Source organism: Streptomyces sp. NPDC058195 (assembly GCF_042883525.1).
Taxonomy (GTDB): Bacteria; Actinomycetota; Actinomycetes; order Streptomycetales; family Streptomycetaceae; genus Streptomyces.
In genome coordinates, this window is record NZ_JBHVVM010000025.1 from 1 (window position 1) to 24,961 (window position 24,961).

General features: G+C 73.2%; 7 protein-coding genes. 6 read left to right on the forward strand and 1 reads right to left on the reverse strand.

All coding sequences use genetic code 11. The features are described from left to right. Positions 1 to 103: 103 nt before the first annotated feature. Positions 104 to 820: a hypothetical protein gene (locus tag ACFVWY_RS26575; RefSeq protein WP_389876877.1), complete on the reverse strand. Its 717-nt coding sequence runs from the start codon at positions 818 to 820 to the stop codon at positions 104 to 106. Positions 821 to 1,412: 592 nt separating this feature from the next. On the opposite strand from ACFVWY_RS26575, the gene ccrA reads away from it, so the two are divergent. The 6 genes from ccrA to fabG all read left to right on the forward strand — a co-directional run bounded on the left by ccrA (position 1,413) and on the right by fabG (position 24,933). Then, positions 1,413 to 2,756, forward strand: coding sequence for a crotonyl-CoA carboxylase/reductase (ccrA, locus tag ACFVWY_RS26580; protein WP_389876879.1), 1,344 nt, complete (start codon positions 1,413 to 1,415; stop codon positions 2,754 to 2,756). A gap of 413 nt (positions 2,757 to 3,169) precedes the next feature. Beyond that, on the forward strand, positions 3,170 to 11,818 hold the full coding sequence (locus ACFVWY_RS26585) for an SDR family NAD(P)-dependent oxidoreductase (RefSeq protein ID WP_389876881.1): 8,649 nt from the start codon (positions 3,170 to 3,172) through the stop codon (positions 11,816 to 11,818). Continuing rightward, complete coding sequence (locus ACFVWY_RS26590; protein ID WP_389876883.1) at positions 11,815 to 15,099, forward strand: type I polyketide synthase; 3,285 nt, start codon at positions 11,815 to 11,817, stop codon at positions 15,097 to 15,099. The genes ACFVWY_RS26585 and ACFVWY_RS26590 overlap by 4 nt, the downstream gene beginning before the upstream one ends. Then, positions 15,096 to 18,425, forward strand: a complete 3,330-nt coding sequence (locus tag ACFVWY_RS26595) for an amino acid adenylation domain-containing protein (RefSeq protein ID WP_389876884.1) — start codon at positions 15,096 to 15,098, stop codon at positions 18,423 to 18,425. The genes ACFVWY_RS26590 and ACFVWY_RS26595 overlap by 4 nt, the downstream gene beginning before the upstream one ends. A 5-nt stretch (positions 18,426 to 18,430) precedes the next feature. After that, positions 18,431 to 24,187, forward strand: a complete 5,757-nt coding sequence (locus ACFVWY_RS26600; RefSeq protein ID WP_389876886.1) for an SDR family oxidoreductase — start codon at positions 18,431 to 18,433, stop codon at positions 24,185 to 24,187. Beyond that, a complete protein-coding gene (gene fabG / locus ACFVWY_RS26605) occupies positions 24,184 to 24,933 on the forward strand; it encodes a 3-oxoacyl-ACP reductase FabG (RefSeq protein ID WP_389876888.1) in 750 nt (249 codons plus the stop codon). Before ACFVWY_RS26600 ends, fabG begins: the two co-directional genes overlap by 4 nt. Positions 24,934 to 24,961: the final 28 nt, after the last annotated feature.

Below are 24,961 nucleotides of genomic sequence, written 5' to 3' on the forward strand. Positions count from 1 at the left end.
ATACCGCTCCGTTGGCGGGGTGTACGTCGGGCGGGGGCCCACCGGGCCCCCGGCCCCGCCCGGGAGTTCCCGTGCCTGCGCCGCTTGCCGTCCCGTCCTGGGGTCAGGCGGTGCGTGCCCTCGCCCGGCGGACCGGCTTCACGATCAGGAACAGCGAGCCGGCCAGCACGATCAGCCCGGCGGCGAGCAGTCCGTAGCCGATGCCGGCCAGGGCGCCGACCCTCGCCTCCACGGTGACGTGGCCGGCGAGGCCGCGCGAGCCGTCGGCCTTCATGGCGACCGCCGCGACCTCGCCCGGCTTCACGGTCCAGTTCAGCGTCTGGGCGCCCTGTCCGCCGGCCTTGGCGACCCATACGTCGGCCTGGGCGGGCGGCGTCTTCGGGGTGCCGCCCTCGTGCTTGCTCTGGGTGTCGCCCTTGGCGCTGGAGTCGTGGATGGTCACGTGCTGGACGCCGCCCAGGTACTGGTTCATCCGTCCGGCGTCCGCGATTCCGACGAAGACCGGGTCGGAGGCGTTGTCCGGCTTGAAGGTGATCCGGAGGTCGTCGTACAGGCCGCCCAGCTGCTCGTCGGCGCGCCAGCTTTCGGTGGTCATGGCGTAGGTGTCGGTGCGGTGCGCGAACTCGCTGGTGCCCAGGTCGATGTAGCCGTCGTCCTGGGAGCCGTAGTAGGCGGCCGCGGCGCCGCCGCCGATGAGCGTGAGCGCGACGAGGGACAGGAGCGCACCGACCACGACGGCGGTGACGCGTCCGGCTGTCCACCCTGTGGTCGTGGTGCGCACGTTCGCTCCCTCGTAATCCCTGACACTGCTGTCGGTCACAGCTTCCTCCTCGTCTCGACACCCAGGTGCAGAAATCCGGGTGTACAACTTTTTTCTTGCGCAGACGGTCGTTATAAGGCGACACGAAGAAGCCCTGTTCAGTCCACTTGGCTCACCGTAGGCAGGCGTATATCAGCCGGCATCAGGGGAATCCCCCATGCGGCGTCAGGGATACCCCTACGAACTTGTGACCGACGGGGGGTGAGGGCCCGATCCGGTTCGGGCGCAAGGGTGTTCAACTGCCCGGATCGTTCAGTTGAACACTCTGTCACCCGTTTTCCCCAGGCCGCGGAATGCTGCTTTCCGGTCTCTGCGGAATAGGTGGTCCCGATGTGATCGCGCCGTCATGCCGTCTGTTCAACTGAAGGGACTGGCCAGTTGAACAGGGAGGTGCGCGAATATCGGCCACTGGACTCGGCCGTGTGCCGGTGTCAGCATTCATCCGGCGCTCGCCTTTCGAAGATCTCCGCAGAGCAACCGCAGAACCCGTATCCCGGCGACGGCGAATCCCTCTGTTTCCTTGTCCTTCGGGAAACCTGAATCCGTCGCGTCCTGTTTTTCGCATACCGAGCCGGAAAGAGGTCCGGAGACCATGCAGAAGATCCTCGACGCGATCCTCGCGGACGAACTCGACGAGGTGGGCCGGCTGCCGGTGCCGGAGTTCTACCGGGGGGTGGTGCTGCACGCCGACGAGGCGTCGATGTTCGACGGGATGGCGAGCCGGGACAAGGACCCGCGCAACTCGCTGCACCTGGACGAGGTGGCCACTCCCGAACCTGCCGCGGGCGAGGTGCTGGTGGCGGTGATGGCGAGCGGGATCAACCACAACACGGTGTGGTCGTCGATCTTCGAGCCGCTGCCGACGTTCGGTTTCCTCTCCCGCTACGGGAAGACCTCCGCGCGGGCCGCCCGGCACGACCTGCCGTACCACGTGCTGGGCTCGGACCTCTCGGGTGTGGTGCTGCGCTGCGGCGAGGGGGTGACGGGCTGGCGGCCCGGGGACCAGGTGGTCGCGCACTGCCTCTCCGTGGAGCTGGACCATCCCGACGGGCACGCGGACACCATGCTCGACCCGGAGCAGCGGATCTGGGGGTTCGAGACGAATTTCGGCGGGCTGGCGGAGCTGGCGCTGGTCAAGGCCAACCAGCTGATGCCGAAGCCCCGTCACCTCAGCTGGGAGGAGGCGGCGGCCTCGGGGCTGGTGAACTCCACCGCGTACCGGCAGCTGGTCTCCCCCGGCGGTGCCCGGATGAAGCAGGGCGACACGGTGCTGATCTGGGGCGCCTCCGGCGGGCTCGGCTCGTACGCCACCCAGCTGGCGCTCAACGGCGGAGCGATTCCGGTGTGCGTGGTGTCCAGCCCGCAGAAGGCCGAGGCGTGCCGGCGGATGGGCGCGGAGCTGGTGATCGACCGGAGCGCCGAGGGCTACCGGTTCTGGAAGGACGAGCACACCCAGGACACGCGGGAGTGGCGGCGGTTCGGCAGCCGGATCAGGGAGCTGACCGGCGGCGACGACCCGGACATCGTCTTCGAGCACCCCGGCCGCGAGACGTTCGGCGCGAGTGTGTACGTGGCCCGTCGCGGCGGGACCGTCGTGACCTGTGCGTCCACCTCGGGCTACGAGCACACCTTCGACAACCGGTATCTGTGGATGAACCTCAAGCGGATCATCGGTACCCACTTCGCGAACTACCGTGAGGCGTGGGAGGCCAACCGGCTGATCGCCAAGGGCCACATCCACCCCACGCTCTCCAGGGTGGTGCCGCTCGGGGAGACCGCCCAGGCCGTTCACGACGTCCACCACAACCGGCACCAGGGCAAGGTCGGTGTGCTGTGCCTGGCGCCCGGGGAGGGCCTCGGTATCGGTGATCCGGAACTGCGGGCCCGTCACGAGACGGCCATCAACCGCTTCCGCACGGCACCGGAAAACGCCTGACAATCCCTTCTTCCAAAATGCCCAGGGCTTCAGGAATGAGCTGGCCGTGCCCCTTCCTGAGCCGCCCGGATTCCTTTGCCGATTCATTTCTTGACGGACCGGCCGGGCCTGTTGGATGCTGACGAGCGCATGGCGGGATCACCTCAGGAGATTGCTGACCGGAATACCGGACGGGCTTCCCTCGCCATCGCCTCTTCGGATCACCTCGCAGGGATCCTCCCGGCCGCTGAGCGGCCTCTCCCCCGAGCAGTCATGAGCCACGGAGTACGGGCGGCTTTCTGAAAGCTGTCACGGCGTTGCACCATCGGGCCCCGGCGTCGGAATGCGGAATGATTCCGCGGCGCACAGCGCGTGGTCCGAGCACTCCCTCGTAAGAGTTCACGCAAGGTTTCGAGAATTGAGAGGACGGTCGGATGCCGGGCCGGGACGCACGATCGCTTGTAGAGCATTTCCGTACGGTCTTCGGCGAGCACTCGCAGGAGCAGATCTTCCGGTTCCTCGTGGACGGCGAGGGCGAGCCGCTCGCCCTCGGCAACGCCGAGCTGGACCTGCGGGCCCGCTCGATCGCCGCGGTGCTGCAGGAACGATTCCCCGCCGGGGAGCGCGCCCTGATCATGTGTCCGGCCGGTCTGGACTACGTGACCTCGTTCTTCGCCTGCCTGTACGCCGACATCGTCGCCGTGCCGGTCTACCCGCCGGACCCCGCGTTCCCGATGCGCACGCTGCCGCGGCTGACGGCCGTCGTCGAGGACGCCGAGCCCGCGCTGGTCCTCGCCCCGGCCGAGACGATCGCCCTGGTCGACCGCTTCACCGAGCACGCCCCCGCGCTGGGCGAGATCGCCTGGATCCCCGTCGACCGCGTCGACACCACCGCCGCCGGCAGCTGGCGTGAGCCCGGCACGGACCGGGACAGCCTCGCCTTCCTCCAGTACACCTCCGGCTCCACCAACAGCCCCAAGGGCGTGATGGTCAGCCACGGCAACCTGATCCACAACATCTCGGAGATGAACCGGCAGTTCTTCGGCAACGACCCCCGCCAGCACATGGTGAGCTGGCTGCCGCCCTTCCATGACCTGGGCCTCATCATGGGCCTGCTCACCCCCGCGTACGGCGGCTACCCGGTCACCTTCATGTCGCCGTACTCGTTCCTCAAGCGGCCGCTGCGCTGGCTGCGCGCGATCTCCGACACCGGTGCCACCGCGAGCCCCGCCCCGAACTTCGCCTACGACCTCGCGGTCGCCAAGGTCACCGAACAGGACCGGCGGACCCTGGACCTGAGCACCTGGCAGGTCGCGCTCAACGGCGCGGAGCCGGTGCGCCGGAAGACCATGGAACGGTTCTCCGCCGCCTTCGCCGAGTGCGGATTCCGGCCCACCACCCACGCCCCGTCCTACGGCCTGGCCGAGGCGACCCTGGTGGTCTCCACCGGGAACCCGGCCGCCGAGCCCGTCCACCGCGACCTGCGGGCCGAATCGCTCCTGGACGGGATGGCCGAGGACGCCGCCCCCGGCGAGACCGTCCGCAACCTGCCCGGCTGCGGCGTCTCCCTGAACGACCAGAAGGTCGTCGTGGTGGACCCGCAGACCCGGGCCGCGCTGCCGCACGGCCGGGTCGGCGAGATCTGGGTGGCAGGTCCGAGCGTCGCGCACGGCTACTGGCGCCGTCCGCAGGCCACCGAGGAGGTCTTCCAGGCCCGCCTCGGCACCGGGGAGGGGCCGTTCCTGCGCACCGGCGACCTCGGGTTCACCGACGGCGACGAGCTCTACGTCACCGGCCGCATCAAGGACGTCGTCATCGTCGCGGGACGCAACCACTACCCGCAGGACATCGAGCGCACCATGGAAAGCGTCGACCCGGGCCTGCGCGAGGGCTGCGGGGTGGCCGGTGCCCGCGAGATCGACGGTGAGGAACGGCTCGTCGTCGTCCAGGAGTACCGCGGCAGCCGCTCCCCCGAGGACCGCGCCCGGGTCATCGAGGCGATCCGCGCCGAGGTCCTGCGCGAGCACGGGCTCCAGCCCCACCTCATCGCCCTGGCCCGTCCCGGGACGGTGCCGAAGACCTCCAGCGGCAAGCTCCAGCGCGCGTCCTGCCTCGACTCCGTCCTCTCCGGCACCTTCGTGCCGCTCGCCCTGTGGCGGGCGGACGAGGCCGGGGCCACGCCCGCCGCGCACCAGAGCGCACCGGCCGGGAGCCCGGCGCCGGGCTCCGCCGAGATCGAGCGGTGGCTGCGCGAGGCGCTGGCCGCCGCGACCGGGCGGCAGACCGCCGCCGTCGACCCGGAGCTTCCGTTCGCCGGGTACGGGCTGCGCTCCGTCGAACTGGTCGCGATGGTCGGCGACCTGGAGAGCCGTCTCGGCCGGAAGCTGGAGCCCGGCATCGTCTGGGAGTACCCGACCGCCGCCCGGCTCGCCCGGCACCTGGCGGGCGAGCCCGCGTCCCCCACCGCGGCCGAGGAGCCCCCCACCACCCTCACCGCCCCCGCGCCGTCCGCCGCTTCCCCCGCCCCGGACGGCTCCGGCGCCGACGAGCCGGTCGCCATCATCGGCATCGGCTGCCGCTTCCCCGGCGGCGTCGACGGCCCCGACAGCTTCTGGAAACTGCTGACAGAAGGCCACGACGCGGTGACCGAGGTACCCGCCGAGCGGTGGAGCACCGAGGAGTTCACCGACGACGACCCTTCGGCCCCCGGCCGCACCAACAGCCGCTGGGGCGGGTTCGTCGAGGGCGCCGACCGCTTCGACGCGGGGTTCTTCGGCATCTCGCAGCAGGAAGCCGCCCGCATGGACCCGCAGCAGCGGCTGCTCGCGGAGGTCTCCTTCGAGGCCCTGGAGAACGCGGGCGTGCCCACCAACGCCCTGTCCGGCACCCAGACCGGGGTGTTCATCGGCATCTCCACCTTCGACTACGCCACCGGCCAGCTGAGCGACCTCGACGCCATCGACGCCTACACCGGCACCGGCAGCGCGCTGAGCATCGCCGCGAACCGCATCTCGTACCTGCTCGACCTGCGCGGCCCGAGCATGGCCGTCGACTCCGCCTGCTCCTCCTCGCTCGTGTCGGTGCTCCAGGCGTGCGCGAGCCTGTCCCGGGGCGACTGCGACCTGGCGCTGGCCGGCGGGGTGAACCTGGTGCTCTCCCCCGCGTTCGCGATCAACTTCAGCAAGGCCGGAGTGATGTCCGCCGACGGCCGCTGCAAGCCGTTCGACGCGAGCGCCAACGGCTACGTCCGGTCCGAGGGCGCCGGTGTGGTGGTCCTCAAGCCGCTTCGCCGGGCCCTGGCCGACGGCGACCCCGTGCACGCCGTGATCCGCGGCGGCGCCGTCAACCAGGACGGCGCGAGCAACGGGCTGATGGCGCCCAGCCCGAAGGCCCAGGAGGCAGTGGTGCGCGCCGCCCACGCCAGGGCCGGGGTGCGCGCCGCCGACATCGGCTACGTCGAGGCGCACGGCACCGGCACCATCCTCGGCGACCCCATCGAGGCCAAGGCCCTCGGCGCGGTCCTCGGCGACGGGCGCGACCCGGCAGCGCCGTGCCTGGTCGGCTCGGTGAAGTCCAACCTCGGCCACATGGAGGCCGCGGCGGGCATCGGCGGCCTGATCAAGACCGCCCTCATGGTCCGGCACCGCACGGTGGTGCCGACCCTGCACTACCGCACGCCCAACCCGCACATCCCCTTCGGCGAGCTGCCCCTCCGGGTCGCCGACCGCCTCGGTCCCTGGCCCGCCGCCGACGCCCCGGCCCTCGCGGGCGTCAGTTCCTTCGGGTTCGGCGGCACCAACGCCCACCTCGTGGTGGAGGAACCGCCGCGGGCCGACCCTCCGTCCGAGGACGCCACCGGGAACGCGGTGCTGCTGACCGTCTCCGCCCGCGACGAGCAGGCCCTGCGCGAGCTCGCCGCCCGTTACGGGGACAAGCTCACCGGCACCGCCCCGGTGCGCGCCCTGGCCCATGCCGCCGCCGTCCGCCGCACCCACCACGAGCACCGGCTGGCCGTCACCGGCACCGATGCGGGCGAACTGCGCGGCGCGCTCGCCTCGTTCGGCCGCGGTGAGGACGCCACCGGCCTCAGCCACGGGGTCCGCCGGGCGGGGCTGCGGACCAGGCCCGTGTTCGTCTTCTCCGGGCAGGGGCCGCGCTGGTGGCCGCTGGCCGCCGATCTGCTCACCGGTGACCTCGCCGGGGAGCATGCCTTCAACGCCGTCCTGGAACGGGCCGACACCCTGCTGCGGCGGCACACCGACTGGTCGCTGCTCGACCAGCTGACGGCCGACCCCGCCCGCTCCCGGCTGCTCGACACCGCCGTCGGCCAGCCGGCCCTCGCCGCCGTCCAGATCGCCCTGGCCGCCCTGTGGCGGTCCTGGGGCATCGAACCCGCCGCCGTCGTCGGGCACAGCGTCGGTGAGATCGCCGCAGCGCAGGTCGCGGGCGCGATCTCGCTGGAGGACGCCCTGCTGATCGCCCTGCACCGCGGCACGGCCCTGCACGCCGCCACCGGCAAGGGCCGGATGGCCGTCGCGGGCGTCTCCCTGGAGACGGCCCGCTCCCTGCTGGCCGAGCGCGCCCCGGGGCAGGTGTGGATCGCGGCCGCCAACAGCCCGACCTCCACCGTCTTCTCCGGCGACAGCACCACCGTGGAGAAGTTCGCCAAGTCCCTCGCGGACGAGGGCCTCTACTGCAAGGTCCTGGAGTCCGTCGAGTTCGCCTCGCACTGCCCGCTGATGGAACCCGTCGCCTCCGGGCTGCGGCAGGCGCTCGCCTCCCTGCGGCCCCGCCCCACCACCACCCCGATGATCTCCACCGGCACCGGCGAGACCGTCCCCGGCGACCAGCTCGACGCCGCGTACTGGGCGTCCAACCTCACCCGGCCGGTCCTGTTCGACACGGCCGTCACCGTCCTCGCCGACACCGGGCACAACGTGTTCGTCGAGGTGTCCCCGCACCCGATGCTCACCGACGCCGTCACCGAACGCCTCGCGTCGTACGACGACGGGGTCGCGGTCTCCTCGCTCCGCCGCGAGCAGCCGGGCCGCGCCGGGCTGCTCGGCGGGCTCGGCCGCCTCTACACCGCGGGCCACCAGATCGACTTCACCCGCGTCCACGGCCCGGCGGGGCCCATGACCGACCTGCCCGGCTACCCCTGGCAGCGCACCCGCAGCTGGTACGAGCGGCGCCCCGGGCACCGCCCGGCGCACCGCGGCCACCCGGTGCTGCGCGAGCGCACCGTGTCGGCGCTGCCGCCGCACGCCGTCCACTGGTCGGCGCCGGTCGGTCTCGCGGAGTTCCCCTACCTGGCGGACCATCAGGTCGGCGGGAGCCCCGTGCTGCCCGCCGCGCTGGTCCTCGACGCCGCACTCGCCGCGGCCCGCGCGCACCTCGGCGGCGACGCCGCCCTGGAGGATGTCGCGTTCACCCGGCTCACCGTGGTGCCCGAGCAGGCCGACGACACCACACTGCAGCTCGCCCTGCTGCCCGGCACGGCCGACACCGGCACGGTGCGGCTGTTCACCCGCGCCGACGGCGGTGCGCAGTGGGCCGAGGCCGCGCGGGCGGGGCTGCGCCGGGCCGTCGCGGGCACCGCCACCGAGCCGCTGGCCGCCGTGCGGGCGCGCTGCACCACCGCGGCCCCGGCCGCGGACCACTACGCCGCGCTGGGCCGTGCCGGAATGGTGTACGGGCCCGCGTTCCAGGGCGTCGAGGAGCTGTGGCGGGGCCGGGCCGAGGCCGTGGCCCGGCTGCGCGAGCGCGGCGCCCTGACCTCCGACCGCGGCCGCCACCCCGTGCATCCCGCCCTGCTCGACAGCGCCCTGCAGGTCCTCAGCGCCGCCCTGGACGCGCAGGAGACACCGCTGGCCGCCACGTACGTGCCGGTCGCGGTGAACGGCTTCGCCCTGTTCACCGAGCATGCCGAACCGCGCTGGGCGCACGCCTCGGTCACCGCGGCCGAGCCCGGTGCCGACACGATCACCGGTGCCCGGGTCGTCCTGTACGACGACGGAGGCACCGCCGTCGGCGAGGTCACCGGCATCACACTGCGGCGCCTGGAGCGTGATGCCGGGGCCGACCCGGTCGGCGAGTGCCTCCTCGACATCGGCTGGCGCCTGGCCCCCGACGCCTCCCCCACGGCGTCCCGGCCGCCGGGCACCTGGCTGCTGTTCGCCGATTCCGGCTCCACCGCCGCCTCCCTGGGCGAGGCACTGCGCTCGCGCGGCGCCGGATGCCTGACCGTCACCGCGGCGGAGACCTACCGGAAGGTGGGGACGAACCGCTACGAGCTCGATCCGGGCCGCCGCGAGGACATCGCCGCGCTGCTGGCCGACCTGGCCACCGCGGGTGTCCGCCCGGACGGGATCGTGCACGCCGGAGCCCTGGACGTCATGCTCGCCGAGGACGCCGACGAGGAGCGGGCGGCGGCCGCGTACGACGCCGTCTGCCTGCCGGTGCTCCACCTGGTGCAGGAGCTGGTCCGCGCGGGGCAGGACCCCGCGCCGCGCCTGGTCCTGCTCACCCGGGGCGCCCAGCGCGCCGCCGAGGGCGACGCGCTCGCCGTCGGGCAGGCCCCGCTGTGGGGTCTGGCCCGGGTGATCGGCCTCGAACACACCGAACTGCGCACCACCGTCGTCGACCTGGACCCGGCCCGGCCCGCGGAGGAGGGCGCGCTGCTCGTGGCGGAGGTGCTGCGCTCCGGGGAGGACGACCAGGTCGCCCTGCGCGGTGGTACGCGGCTGACGCCGTCGCTCCAGTCCTGGACACCGGTCCCTGGGCCCGCCCAGGACCAGGGCCCCGCCTGGCCCTTCGACGCCGCGAGGGACGGCAACCACCGTCTGCTGGCCGCCCGGCCCGGCAGCCTCACCAGCCTCCGCCCCACCTGGTGGCACCGGACCCCGCCCGGCCCCGGGCAGGTCGAGATCGAGGTCGCCGCCGCGGGCCTGAACTTCAGCGACGTCCTGAAGGCCCTCGACTCCTATCCGGGTGCCGAAGGAGTCGTGCCGCTCGGCGCCGAGTGCGCCGGCCGGATCACCGCCGTGGGCGAGGGCGTCACCGGGCACCGGGCCGGTGACCGGGTCGTCACCGCGGGGCCCGGCGGGATGACCGCGTTCCTCACCCTCGACGCGCGTCTGGTGGCCCCGGCACCGTCGTCCCTCGACGACGTGCAGGCCGCCGCCGTACCGATCGCGTTCCTCACCGCCGTCCACGGTCTGGAGCACCTGGCCCGGCTGGGCGCGGGCGAGAGCGTGCTCATCCACTCCGCGACCGGTGGTGTCGGCCTCGCCGCGCTCCAGGTCGCCCGGCGGCGCGGCGCCCGCGTCTACGCCACCGCCGGCACCCCGGACAAGCGCGCACTGCTGCGGGGCCTGGGGGTGGAGCACGTCATGGACTCCCGCACCCTGGACTTCGCCGACGAGATCGGCAGGCTCACCGGTGGCCGCGGTGTCGACGTGGTCCTGAACTCGGCCTCCGGCGAGGCCCTGGTGCGGTCCCTGGGACTGGTCGCGCCCGGCGGCCGGTTCGTGGAGATCGGCAAGCGCGACATCTACGACAACAGCCACATCGGCATGGAGTTCTTCAAGGGCAACCGCTCCTTCCTCGCGGTGGATCTGGAGCACACCATCCGGGAGGAGCCGGAGCGGGTCGCCGGGCTGTTCGCCGATGTCGTCCAGGGCTTCGCGGACGGAGAGTTCACCGCCCTGCCGGTCACCACCCACTCCTTCGCCGACGCCCCCGCCGCCTTCACCGCGATGGCCAAGGCCCGCCACACCGGCAAGATCGTGCTGGTGCCGGGGGCCGACGAGACCGTCACGACCGCCCCGGGTGCCGCCCCCGTACGCCCCTTCGGCACCTATCTGATCACCGGTGGTCTCGGTGCGCTCGGTCTGGAGACGGCCCGGTATCTCGTCAGGCAGGGCGCCCGCCATCTGGTCCTGGCCGGGCGCAGCGCCCCCGGCCCGGACGCCGAGCGGGTCCTCGCCGGGCTGCGGGAGCGGGCCGAGGTCACCCTCGCCCGCGCCGATGTCTCCGATCCCGCCGCCGTGGCGGAGCTGCTGGCCCGTATCGACGGCTCGCTGCCGCCGCTGGCCGGTGTCGTGCACGCCGCGGGCGTCCTCGACGACGGACTGCTGACCGGGCTGGACGGGGACCGGTTCCGGGCCGTCGCGGGCCCGAAGTCGGCCGCTGCCTGGCACCTCCACCAGGCCACCCTGGGACGTGAACTGGACTTCTTCGTCCTGTACTCGTCGGCCGCCGCCGTCCTCGGCTCGGCCAGCCAGGGCAACTACGCCGCGGCGAGTGCCTTCCTCGACGCCCTGGCGCACCACCGGCGCTCGCGCGGTCTGCCCGCGCTGAGCATCGACTGGGGCCCGTGGGCGCGGATCGGTCTCGCCGCCCGCCCCGAGCGGGGCGGCGCGCTGGCCGCCCGCGGCATCAGGAGCATCGACCCCGAGCAGGGCATCGCCGCCCTCGACCGGATGCTGGGCAGCTCCGCCGCCCAGGTCTGCGTCCTGCCGCTGGACCGTGACCGGCTCGCCGGGCACCACGGCGGCGGCCTGCTGCGCACTCTGGCCGACGGGCCCGGCCAGGACACCGGCGGCGCCGCCGGGCCGGGGGACGAGATCCGCCGGCGGATGCTCGCGGTCGAGCCCGGCCGCCGCCGCACCGCCGTGCTGACCGAGCACTGCCGGACCGTCGCCGCCCGCCTCGTCGGGACGGAGCCCGCCCGGATCGACACCAGCGCCCCGCTCGCCGGTATGGGCTTCGACTCGCTGCTCTCCCTGGAGCTGCGCAAGTCCCTGGAGTCGTCGCTGCGCGTGCAGCTGCCCTCCACCATCACCTGGCGCTTCCCCACCCTGGAGGCCCTGGTGCCGTACCTGGCCGACCGGATGGGGATCGGCCTCGAACCCGGCGACGGGCCGGACACCGGGCCCGGCACCGAACCCGCCGCGGCGGTGCGGGAGGCGGGCGCCCCCGGGGAAGCGGACCTGCCGGACCTCGACGCGATGTCCGCCGCGGAACTCGAAGCACTCCTGATGGCCAAGACCACCCAGATCGACGAGGGGGCCCAGCGATGACGTCACCGGGACCGAACCTGACAGCGGCCGACACGCTCAAGCGCGCCTACCTGACGATGGAGCGGCTGCAGCGCAAGGTCGACGCCTACGAACGGGCCCGCTCCGAGCCCATCGCCATCGTGGGCACCGGCTGCCGCTTCCCCGGGAAGGTCACCGACACCGCCTCCTACTGGCGGATGCTGGCCGACGGCACCGACGCCGTGAGCGAGATACCGGACGGGCGGTGGGACCACCAGGCGTTCTACGACGAGGAGGCCGGCAAGCCGGGGAAGGTCTACACCCGTTCCGGCGCGTTCCTCGACGGCCTGGACCACTTCGACCACGACTTCTTCGGCATCTCCCACCGCGAGGCCGTGGCGATGGACCCGGCCCAGCGGCTCAGCCTCCAGGTGTGCTGGGAGGCGCTGGAGAACGCGGGCCAGGCACCGTCGTCGCTGGCCGGCAGCCGTACCGGGGTGTTCATGGGCGCGGCCTCCTGGGACTACATCACCGCGCAGCTGCGCCACCCCGACGACATCAGCGCCTACACCAGTTCCGGTGCGGCGATGTCGTTCATACCGGCCCGCATCGCCTACCTCCTGGACCTGCGGGGGCCGAACCTGACCGTGGACTCGGCCTGTTCCGCCTCGCTGCTCGCGGTGCACCAGGCCTGCCAGAGCCTGCGGCTCGGCGAGTGCGACATGGCCCTGGCCGGTGGCGTCAACGTCGTGCTGTCGCCGATGCTGATGATCTCCCAGTCGCAGTTCGGCTCGGTCTCCCGGCAGGGCCGCGCCAAGTCGTTCTCCGACGACGCCGACGGCTACGTGCGCGGCGAGGGCGGGGGCGTCGTCGTTCTCAAGCGGCTCTCCGACGCGTTGCGCGACCAGGACCGTGTCCTGGCCGTCGTACGCGGCGGCGCGGTCAACCAGGACGGGCGCAGCGCCGGGATCACCGCTCCCAACGGTGCCGCGCAGCGCGATGTGTTCCGGCGTGCCCTGGACTCCGCGGGGGTGACGGCCGACCGGGTCGGCTACATCGAGACGCACGGCACCGGCACCCGTCTGGGTGACCCCATCGAGGCCGAGGCGCTGGCCGATGTGTACGGCCGCGACCACGGTGCGCCGCTCTATCTCGGCGCGGTGAAGACCAACATCGGTCATCTGGAGGCAGCGGCCGGGATCGCCGGTCTCATCAAGGCCGCGATGTGCCTGGACCGCGGCGAGATCCCGCCGAACCTGCACTTCTCCAGGCTGAACTCCAACATCTCCTTCGACAACACCACCTTCGAGGTGCCCACCGCCCTGACCCCGTGGCCGGGCGGCGAGGGGCCCCGGACCGCCGCGGTGAGCAGCTTCGGGCTGAGCGGCACCAATGTGCACCTGATCCTGGAGCAGGCCCCGCCGCCGGCGGCGCCGCCCGCCGAGGACACCCGCAGGCCCGCCTCCGTCCTGCCGCTGTCCGCCCGCAGCGAGAGCGCGCTGGCCGCGCTCGCCGGGCGTTACGCCGAGCGGCTGGCCGGCGGTGAGGGCTCCCTGGCGGACGTGGCTCACGCGGCGGGCACCGGGCGCTCCCACTTCCGCCACCGGCTCGCCGTGATCGGCACGACCCGCGAGGAGGTCGCCGAGCAGCTGGCCGCCTTCGCCCGCGGTGAGGGCGGGCCCGGTCTCGTCCAGGGCGAGGCGGATGCCTCCGAGGTGGTGTTCCTCTTCACCGGCCAGGGGGCCCAGCGTCCGGACATGGCCCGTGGCCTGTACGAGACGCAGCCGACGTTCCGGCGCGCGGTCGACGAGTGCGCCGGGATCCTGCGTCCGCTGCTGGACCGTCCGCTGCTGTCGGTCCTGTTCCCGGACGACCCCGGCGACCAGCGCATCCAGGAAACCGCCTATGCCCAGCCGGCGACCTTCGTCGTGGAGTACGCCATGGCCGAACTGTGGCGTTCCTGGGGCATCACGCCCGCGGCGGTCATGGGCCACAGTTTCGGCGAGTGTGTCGCGGCGTGTGTGGCGGGCGCGATGTCCCTGGCGGACGGGCTGGCCTTCGCGGTGGAACGTGCCCGGGTCATCCAGGAGTTCTCGCTGCCCGGGACGATGGCCGCGGTCTTCGCGTCCGAGGAGGAGGTGGCCGCCGAACTCGCCGCGCACCCCGGCCAGATCGCCATCGCCGCGGTCAACGGCCCCGCGAACATCGCGATCTCCGGCGAGGTGGAAGCCGTCGAGGCCGTGTGTGCCGCGTTCGCCGCGCGCGGGGTCAGGGCCAAGCGGCTGCACATCGCCTCCGCGGGGCACTCTCCGCTGATGGATCCGGTTCTGGAGCCGCTGCGGCGCGCCGCGGAGAAGATCACGTTCAGTGCGCCGCGCATCCCTCTGGTCTCCAACGTCACCGGTGAGCTGTGGCCCTGGGACCAGGTGCCCGGCCCCGACTACTGGTGCCGCCACGTGCGCGGCACGGTCCGGTTCACCGACGGGCTGGACACGCTGCGTTCCATGGGCCACCACACCTTCGTCGAGGTGGGTCCGGCGCCGACCCTGCTGGGTGTGATCAGCGACGCGCTGCCTTCGGGCCACGACGACCTGCTGCTGCCCAGCCTGCGTCCCCAGCAGGACGACTGGGAGGTGCTGCTGCCCACGCTCGCCGAGCTGTACGCGGCCGGAGCCCCGGTCGACTGGGCGGGCTTCGACCGTGACTACGCCCGGGTCCGGGTGGCCGTGCCCGCCTATCCGTTCGACCCGGTCCGCTGCTGGCAGTCCCCGCGCCCCTGGGACGGGACGGCGGCGTCCGCCGACGAGGTGCCCGCCGAGCAGAGCGCGGGCCGCACCAGCGGGCGCTCCGCCCGTTCCTCGTCCCGGCGCTCCACGCGCGGCCGGCGCCGTGCCTCCCGTATCCCGACGGCGGCCGAGTTGCTGGAGCTGGGCGAGTCCGAGCGGCTGGAGACCCTCTGCGAGCGGTTCGTGCTCAGCGTCAAGGACGTCCTCGGCTCCGCGTCCACCGATGTCGGGGTGAACGATCCGCTGACCGGCTTCGGTCTGGACTCGCTGATGGCCGTGGAACTGCGCAACGAGATCCAGAGCAGGATCGGCATCACTCTGCGGATCACCGACTTCCTTGGCGGCGCGACCATCACGAGTGTCGCCAGGGGCATCGTCAAGGAGCTCGCCGCGACCGACGGCGTGTCCTCGGCGGGCACCGCGTACGACGGTTCCGGGACGCCCTCTGCGATCCAGCGGGTTCCCCGGGCCGCCGACGCGGCCCAGGCCCTGCTCGACCAGCTGGCCGGGCCGGCCGGATCGCGGGAGGGCTCGTGAGCGACGATCTCGCCCAGCGGCTGGCCGCCCTGGCTCCTGAGGAGCGGGCCCGGTTCGAGACCCTGTTCGCCCAGCTCGGCCAGGAGGACACCTTCCCGCTGGCGGTCCTGCAGCGCGGCACCTGGTTCCTCGAACAGCTCCGGCCGCGCAACCCCGGCTACATCGTGCCCGGTGCCGTCCGGGTCGAGGGCCCGCTGGACACCGGGCTGCTGCGGGCGGCCGTCGCGGAGGTGGTGCGCCGTCACGAGGCGCTGCGCACCACGTTCGAGTCCCGTGACGGTGCGCCCGTCCAGGTCGTCCGTCCCCAGCTGGACATCGACGTGCCGGAGGCCGATCTGAGCGGCCCGGAGCACGGGGACGCCGAGCGGCAGGAGTGGATCGCCGCCGCCCTCGCCGAGCCCTTCGACATCGACACCGGACCGCTGGTGCGGGTGCGGCTGCTGCGTACCGGCCCCGAGCGGTCGGTGCTCGTGATCGCGATGCACCACCTGGTCTCCGACCGCTGGTCCCTCGCGGTCTTCCTGAACGAACTGTCCGAGCTGTACGAGGCGTTCGCCGCAGGGCGGCCCTCTCCGCTGGCCGAGCTCCCCCTTCAGTACGGGGACTTCGCGGCCTGGCAGCACCAGCAGCTGGAGCGTGGCGGCTGGGAGCAGGGCCTGGCGTACTGGCGTGGTCATCTCGCGGGCGCGCCCGGTGTGCTCGACCTGCCCACCGACCGGCCGCGTCCGGCCGTCCAGGGGTTCAACGGCGGTTCCGTTCCGGTCGGTCTGCCGCCCGCGCTGATCGGTGAGCTGTCGGCGCTGGCGGGCCGGCACGGTGCGACCCCGTACATGGCGCTGCTCGCCGTCTTCGGCATCCTGCTGCACCGCTACTCGGGCCAGGACGACCTCGTGGTCGGGGTGCCCACCGCGCTGCGCGGGCAGGCCGAGGTCGAGCCGCTGATCGGGTATTTCGTCAACACCCTGCCGATCAGGGCCGATCTGTCCGGCGAGCCGGATTTCGAGTCGGTCCTCGTCCGGGTCCGCGATGCCTGTCTGGGCGCGTACGCCCATCAGGACGTCCCCTTCGAGCTGATCGTCGCCGGTCTCGGCACCGCGCGTGACCTGAGTCGTCCGCCGGTGTTCCAGGTCAGTTTCAGTTACGGGCGTGAGCCGGTGCCCACGCTCGCCATGGCGGGGGCCCGTCTCACCCGGCTCCCGGTCCGCAGCGAGGGTGCCCGGTTCGATCTGGAGCTCCAGGCGTTCGACACCGACGGCGGTGTCACCGGCTGGTTCGAGTACGACCGCGACCTGTTCGACGAGGACACGGTGGTCCGTCTCGCCGGTCATTTCCGGCGTCTGGCCGAGCAGGTCGTGGCCCGTCCGGGGACGCCGGTCGGTGAGCTGGACCTCCTCGGCCCGGCGGAGCACCACCGCATCGTGGAGGAGTGGAACGCCACCGGCCGTGAGTGGTCCGGCGGGCTGGTGCACGAGATCGTCGAGGAGCAGGTGCGCCGTACCCCGGACGGTGAGGCCGTCCGGTTCGAGGGTGCCCGGCTGACGTACGCGGAGCTGAACGGGCGGGCCAACCGCCTGGCCCATCTGCTGCGTGAGCGCGGAGTGGGCCGGGACGTCCTGGTCGGCGTCGCCATGGAGCGCTCCCTCGATCTCGTCGTGGCGCTGCTGGCCGTTCTCAAGGCCGGCGGGGCGTACGTCCCGCTGGACACCGGGCTGCCGGCCGCCCGGCTGGCCGCTATCGCCGAGGACGCCCGGCCGGCCGTGGTGCTCACCCACGGCTCCCTGGCCGGCGAGCTGCCCGCGCCCGGCTGCCCGGTGCTGCGGCTGGAGGACCTGGCCGGCGAGCTGGCCGCGCACTCCGCGCACGATCCGGGCGTCGCCGTGGACGGCGAGGACCTGGCGTATGTCATCTTCACCTCGGGGTCGACGGGCCGGCCGAAGGGGGTGATGAACGTCCACGCGGCCCTGCGCAACCGGCTTTTGTGGATGCAGGACGCGTATGGGCTGGACGCCACCGACCGGGTGCTGCAGAAGACGCCGTTCTCCTTCGACGTGTCGGTGTGGGAGTTCTTCTGGCCGCTGATGACCGGTGCGGCGCTCGTCGTGGCCCGGCCCGGCGGGCACCGTGACAGCGGGTATCTCGCGGGGACGATCGCCGCCGAGGAGATCACCACGGTCCATTTCGTGCCGTCCATGCTGCAGTTGTTCCTCACCGAGCCGCCCGGGAAGTCGGCCGGTCTGCGCCGGGTCTTCTGCAGCGGTGAGGAGCTGCCCCGCGCTCTTCAGGACCGGTTCCTGGAGCTGCACCGGGCCGAGCTGCACAATCTGTACGGGCCTACCGAGGCCGCCATCGACGTCACGTTCTGGCGCTGCCGTCCGCAGGGCGGGGATCCCCGGCCGGTGCCCATCGGCCGGCCGATCGCCAATACGCGTATGTACGTGCTGGACCGCCGTGGCAGGCCGGTGCCTGCCGGGGTTCCCGGGGAGCTGTGCATCGGCGGCCGCGGGCTGGCCCGCGGGTACGTCAACCGCCCGGAGCTGACCGCCGAGCGGTTCACGGACGACCCGTTCGTGCCCGGGGCCCGGATCTACCGCACCGGTGACCTGGCCCGGCACCGCTGCGACGGTGCGCTGGAGTTCCTCGGCCGCCTCGACCACCAGGTCAAGCTCCGGGGCCAGCGTCTCGAACTCGGGGAGATCGAGGCCGTGCTGGCCCGGCACGCCACCGTGCGTGAGGCCGTCGTGGTCGCCCACGAGTTCGCTCCCGGTGACGTGCGCCTGGCCGCGTACGTCACCGCGGCGGGGGCTGTCGCGCCCGTGCCGGGGGATCTGGCCGGCCATCTGCGCGAGCAGCTGCCGGAGTACATGGTTCCGGCGTTCTTCACCGTTCTGGACGCCCTGCCGCTGACCCCGAGCGGCAAGACCGACCGCAAGGCGCTGCCCGAGCCGCGGCCCGGCGGCATAGGCCCGCAGGCCCGGTTCGTCGCCCCGGAGGACGGGCTGCAGCAGGAGCTCGCCGGGATGTGGTGCGGCCTGCTGGGTGTCGAACGGGTGGGGATGCGTGACAACTTCTTCGACCTGGGCGGGCATTCGCTGCTCATGGCCGAGTTCCGGACCGCTCTGGCCGCCTCGCCGGGTCACGAGCTGACCATGGTCGAGCTCTTCCAGCACCCCACCATCGAGTCCCTCGCCGCCTTCCTCGGCGGCTCCCGCAGCGAGCCCGGGGCCGCCACGCGCGGCGCCAGGCAGCGCGCACAGAACCGACGTCAGTCCCGTAACCGGCGGCAACAGGCGGCCGAACGCCGGGCTTCCTCTCGCGGAGACAGGTGATCCACGTGTCACAGCCACACCACGGACCGGGCCGGGCCCAGGAGCCGGAACACGACCAGGACCTCGATCGCGTCGCCATCGTCGGCATGGCGGGCCGCTTCCCGGGCGCGGGCGACGTGGACGCCTTCTGGGCCAGCCTCGCGCAGGGGCGGGAGGGGATCTCCGTCCTCTCCGAGGAGGAGCTCGCCGCGTCCGGTGCCGATCCCGGGGCGGTCGCCCGCGACGGCTATGTGGCGGCCAAGGGCGTCCTGGAGGGGGCGGACCTGTTCGACGAGGGCTTCTTCGGATACAGCCCGCGCGAGGCCGAGATCCTCGACCCCCAGCACCGGGTCTTCCTCGAATGCGCCTGGCACGCCCTGGAGTCTGCCGGGGTCGACCCGGCCGGGTCCGGCAGCCGGATCGGGGTCTTCGCGGGCGCGGGTCTCAACACGTACCTGCTGTTCAATCTCATGAACAACCAGCAGGTCCTGGACGCGTCCGGCATGTACCAGGTGATGCTCGCCTCGGACAAGGACTTCCTGGCCACGCGTGCCGCGTACAAGCTGGGGCTGAAGGGGCCCGCGGTCACCGTGCAGACGGCCTGTTCCACCTCGCTGACCGCGGTGCACCTGGCCTGCCAGAGCCTCATCAGCGGCGAGTGCGACATCGCCCTGGCCGGCGGCGTGTCGGTGAGCTCCCCGCTGCGGGGCGGCTACCAGTACGAGCCCGGCGGCATCCTCTCCCCCGAAGGCACCTGCCGCGCCTTCGACGCGGACGCCCAGGGCACGGTCCCCGGAAACGGGGTCGGTGTCGTGGTGCTGCGCCGCCTCGCCGACGCGCGGGCCGACGGCGACCGCGTCGACGCGGTCGTCCTGGCCACCGCGGTCAACAACGACGGCTCTCTGAAGGCGGGCTACACCGCGCCGAGCGTCGACGGGCAGGCCGAGGTGGTCGCCGAGGCGCTGGCCCTGGCCGACATCGCGCCCGAGACCGTCGGCTACGTGGAGACCCACGGCACCGGTACCCCGCTGGGCGACCCCATCGAGATCGCGGCGCTCACCCGCGCCCACCGCGCGGGCACCGACGAGCGGGGCTACTGCGCGATCGGCTCGGTGAAGAGCAACGTCGGCCACCTCGACGCCGCCGCCGGTGTCACCGGCCTCATCAAGGCGGCCCTCGCCCTCAGGAACGAGGCGATTCCGCCGACCCTGCACTGCGAGCGCCCCAACCCCGGGCTGGAGCTGGAGAGCAGCCCGTTCTACGTGAACACCGAACTGCGCCCCTGGCCGCGTGCGGACCTGCCGCGCCGGGCCGGGGTCAGCTCCTTCGGTATCGGCGGCACGAACGTGCACGTCGTGCTGGAGGAAGCCCCCGCCGAGCGGCCGGACGAGCCCGCCGCCGCCCCGGAGGAGGCCCCGGCCCGGCTGCTGCCGCTGTCCGCCAAGTCCGGGCCCGCGCTCGCCGAGGCGGCCGCGCTCCTGGCAGACCGGCTGGAGGGCGACGGCAGTGTCCCCCTGGACGCCCTCGCCCACACCCTGGCCCACCGCCGGACCCCGTTCGCCCACCGGGGCGCCGTCGTCGCCCGTACCGCCGGTGAGGCCGTCACCGCGCTGCGCCGCCTGGCGCGGGACCGGGCGGCCGGTGCCGCCGCGCCCGGGGGCGCCCCGGTCGCGTTCCTCTTTCCCGGGCAGGGTGCCCAGTACCCGGGGATGGCCCGTGGCCTGTATGCGCGGGAGGGGGTCTTCGCCGCGGAGTTCGACCGGTGCGCGGAGCTGTTCGCCCCGCATCTGGGCGAGGACCTGCGGGCTCTGGTCCTCGGTGCGGACGGCCCGGAGGCCGCCGACCGGCTGCGCCAGACCCGGCTCGCCCAGCCCGCCCTGTTCTGCGTGGAGTTCGCGCTGGCCCGGCTGTGGCAGTCGTGGGGTGTCACACCGCGCGCCATGGTCGGCCACAGCATCGGCGAGTACGTCGCCGCCTGCCTGGCGGGGGTGTTCTCGCTGGAGGACGCCGCCCGGCTGGTGGCCGCGCGTGGCCGGCTGGTGCAGGAGATGCCCTCCGGCGCCATGCTCAGCGTCTTCCTCTCCGAGGAGGAGACCGCAGCCCGGCTCGGCGACGGTCTGGCCCTCGCCGCCGTCAACTCCACGGAACTCACCGTGGTCTCCGGCTCCGCGCAGGCGGTCGACGCCCTCCAGCAGCGGCTCACCGCCGAGGGCGTGGGCTGCCGCCGTCTGCACACCTCGCACGCCTTCCACTCCCCCGGCATGGACGGCGCTGTCGCCCCGTTCGTCGAGGAGGTCCGCGCTGTCACGCTGACGGCCCCGGCGATCCCGTTCCTGTCGAACGTGACCGGCACCTGGATCACCGACGAGGAGGCGACCAGCCCCGAGTACTGGGGCAGGCATCTGCGCCGTCCGGTGCGGTTCCGCGACGCCCTCGATGTGCTGCTCGCCGACCCCGGGCTTGTCCTGCTGGAGGTCGGCCCCGGCCAGAATCTCACCAACTTCGCCCGCTCCCACCGCAGTTGGTCGGCCGGACGGACGGTGGCCGGCTCCCTGCGCCACCCCGGCGAGCACATCGCGGACGACGCCCACCTGCTGACCGGTCTGGGCGCGGCGTGGAGCGCCGGTGTCCAGGTCGACTGGCGGGCACTCCAGGGGCCTGACCGGCACCGCCCGGTACAACTGCCCGGCTACCCCTTCCAGCGGCGCCGCTACTGGGTCGAGCCCGCCGGGCGCCCCCGCACCGGGCCGCCCGCCGCCGCCTTGGGGGACGGCTGGTTCTACACCCCCGGGTGGCAGCGGCTCGCGCTGCCCGACGCGCCCACGACCACCGGCACCGGCGACACGTGGGTCGTGCTCGGTGCCGGGCTCCCCCTCGGCGACGCCCTCGCCGCACACCTGGCGGCGGCGGGCGACCGCGTCGTACGGGTGAGCGCGGGCACCGCCCTGGAACAGACCGGCGAGGGCTCCTGGACCCTGGACCCCGCCGACCGTGACCACCTGTCCGCGCTCGCCCGTTCCCTGGCCGCGCCCCCCTTCGCGGCCGGGGACGGGCAGCGCCTCCGCTTCGTCCATCTGTGGAGCACGGCCGGTGGGCCCGCGGAGACCGCGGCGCTCACCGCGGACCGGCTCGACGCCGCGCGGCGCACCGGGTTCGACAGTCTGCTCGCGCTCGCCCAGGCCCTGGGTTCCGAGCGGCCGTCCGTCCCGGTCACCGTCGATGTGCTCTGCCGCGGTGTGTACGACGTCACCGGCGACGAGCCGCTGCTGCCCGAGCACTCCCTGCTGCTCGGCGCGGCCACGGTGATCCCGCAGGAGACCTCCGGCACCGTCTGCCGGGTCCTGGACCTCACCGGCACCGGCCTGGACGCCCCGGGCGAGGCAGCCGTCCGCACCGTGCTCGGCGCCCTCGTCTCCACCGGTACCGAGACCGAACTGGCCGTGCGCGGGCGGCATGTGTGGGTGCGTGGTTTCGACCGGGTGGACTGGGTCGCCCCGGCCTCCGGCCAGGGCGCGGAGCAGACCGGGCTGCGCGACGGCGGCGTGTACCTCATCACCGGCGGCCTCGGCGGTGTCGGTCTGGCGCTCGCCGAGCAGATCGCGGCCACCGCGGACCGGCCGGTCCTCGGTCTGCTGGGCCGCTCCGGGTTCCCCGCGCCCGCCGACTGGGACGCCCATCTCGCCGCCCACGACGGCACCGACGCCACCAGTGCCCGTATCCAGCGGCTGCGGCGGCTCGAATCCCTCGGCGCCCGTGTCATGGTGCTGCGGGCGGACGTCACCGACGAGAAGCAGACGCGGTGCGCCGTCGACGAGCTGCGGGCGGCGGCGGGGCCTCTCCACGGTGTCGTGCACGCCGCGGGTCTGCCGTCCCAGGGCATGATCGTCACCAAGTCGCCGGCCGACGCCGACCCGGTCCTCGCGGCCAAGACCCATGGGCTGCTCGTCCTCGACGCGGTCTGCTCCGCGGACGACCTGGACTTCATGCTGCTGTGCTCGTCCGTGACCGCTGTCCTCGGCGGCCCCGGCCAGAGCGACTACGCCGCCGCCAACGCCTTCCTCGACGCGTGGGCGCAGTACAAGCGCCGCGACAGCGGGCTGCCCGTGACCTCCGTCGGCTGGGACACCTGGCGGGACGTCGGCATGGCGGCCGGTCTGGACTCCCGGTTCGGCCTGGACTCCGGCACCGAGCTGACCGGCCACCCGCTGCTGCGGCGGCTGGTGCGCTCCACCGCGGCCTCCCGTACGTACGCGACGGTGTTCAGCACGGAGGAGAGCTGGATCGTCGCCGACCACCGCATCCAGGAACACGGACTGGTCCCGGGCACCGCCTACCTCGAACTGGTCCGGGCCGCCGTCGCCGAGCAGGCAGCCGGGCGGGACATCGAGATCGGTGATGTGCAGTACATGGTCCCGGTCGTCGTCGCCGACGGGCAGAGCCGTGAGGTGTTCACCACCATCGAGGAACGCGAGGGGCGGTGGCACTTCGCCGTGCAGAGCCGCGGCAGCGCGTCCGGGGCGGTGACCTGGACCGATCACGCGCGGGGCACCGTCGCCTTCCACGAGCCCGCGCCGAGGACCGTGCGGGACCTCGCCGAGCTCCGGGCCCGCTGCGAGGTGACAGAGGTTCTCGACACCGACGAGTCGATCAGGCTCGGGCTGCGGCTGGACCGGTTCGAGAAGGGCGGGCCGATCGAGTTCTCCTTCGGGCCGCGCTGGGAGTGCATGCGGGAGATCCTGGTCGGTCCCGAGCGGGTGATGGCCACGCTGCGGCTGGACGACGAGTACCTCGGCGACCTCGACCACTACCTGATGCACCCGGCGCTGCTCGACGCGGCCGGCGGCACCGCCCGGGTCCACGCGCCCGACACGTACTATCTGCCGTTCAGCTACCGCAGTCTGCGGGTCTTCCACGGCCTGACCGGCACGGTGCACGCCTATGTCGAGGTGAAGGGGGCCACGGACTCCGCGGGCGAGACCAGCACCTGCGACATCGAGCTGCTGGCGCCGGACGGTCTGCTGCTGGCCCGGATCGGTGACTTCACCATCAAGCGGATCAACGACCCGGACGGGCTGCGCGAGCAGATCATGCGCGCCATGGTGCCGCCCGGCGAGGACGGGGACGGCGGCAGCGGTCCGGGCGACGCGGCGGGCGGCGTCCTGCGGACCCTCGCCGAGGGCATCACCGAGCAGCAGGGCCGGGACGTCTTCGCCCGGCTGCTGGCCACCTCCCGCCTGCCCGCCCAGCTCGTCGTCTCGCACCGTGACTTCGCCTCCCTGCGCGAGCTGGCCCGCTCCCTCACCCCCGAGCTGCTCGAACAGGAGATGGAGCAGCTCGCCCTGCCCGGCGGCAGCCATCCGCGGCCCGAGCTGGACACCCCGTACGTCGCTGCCCGCACCCCTCGCGAGCAGGAGATCGCCGAGGTGTGGCAGGAGGTTCTCGGCCTGGACCGGGTCGGTGTGGACGACGACTTCTTCGCTCTGGGCGGTCACTCGCTGGGCGCGGTACAGATCGGCACCCGGCTCAAGAACCGCCTCGGCACGGAGCTTGACCTGCGGGCCTTCTTCGAGAACCCGACCGTCGCGCACACCGCGGGCCTGCTGGAGGCGGGCCCGGATGCGGGCCGGTCCGGCGGCACGATCGAGGTGCTCAGCCGGGACGAGCCGGTGCCCGGGGCGGATCTGGAGCTGCTGGCGGAGCTGTCCGACGACGAGGTGGAGGAGGAACTGCGCCGGCTGCTGGCCGCGGAGGGCGAGCACGAGGACCAGGGAGGCACGGTATGAGCGGGACCGGCCGGGCCGGGGTGGCCCTGGTGACGGGCGGCACGCGCGGGATCGGCCGCGCCGTCGCGCTGCGGCTCGCCGGGGACGGCTTCGACGTGGCGGTGTGCTACGCCTCCGACACGGCCGCCGCGTCGAGCCTGGAGAAGGAGGTCGGCGCGCTGGGCCGAAAGGCGTACATCCGCCGGACCGATGTCGGCGACAGCGTCGCGGTGGAGGAGTTCTTCGACGGGGCCGAGGGCGTCCTCGGGCCGGTCGACGCGGTGGTCAGTTCGGCCGCCGTGCTGCGCGACGGCCCGCTGGCGGCGATGGAGGACGACGACTGGGCCGAGGTCCAGCGGGTCAACCTCGACGGGACGTACTACGTCTGCCGGACCGTCATCAACCGGATGGTCGAACGCCGCCGCGGCGCGATCGTGACGATGTCCTCCGTCGCCGGTCTGTACGGCAACGCCGGACAGACCAACTACGCCGCCTCCAAGGCCGGGATCATCGGGTTCACCAAGTCCCTGGCCCGTGAGGTCGGCCGGTACGGGATCCGCGCCAACGTGGTCGTGCCGGGGTTCGTCGGGACCGATCCGGTGGCGGCCCTGCCGGCCGAGGTGCGCGAGCGCTTCCGGGAGCGGATCGCGCTGGGGCGGTTCGGCACCCCGCAGGAGGTCGCCGACCTGGTGTCCTTCCTGCTCTCGGACCGGGCCTCGTACATCACCGGCTCGGTGTTCCAGATCGACGGCGGCATGGCCGTCTGACGTCCCTCACCAACTACGGCACAGGGGT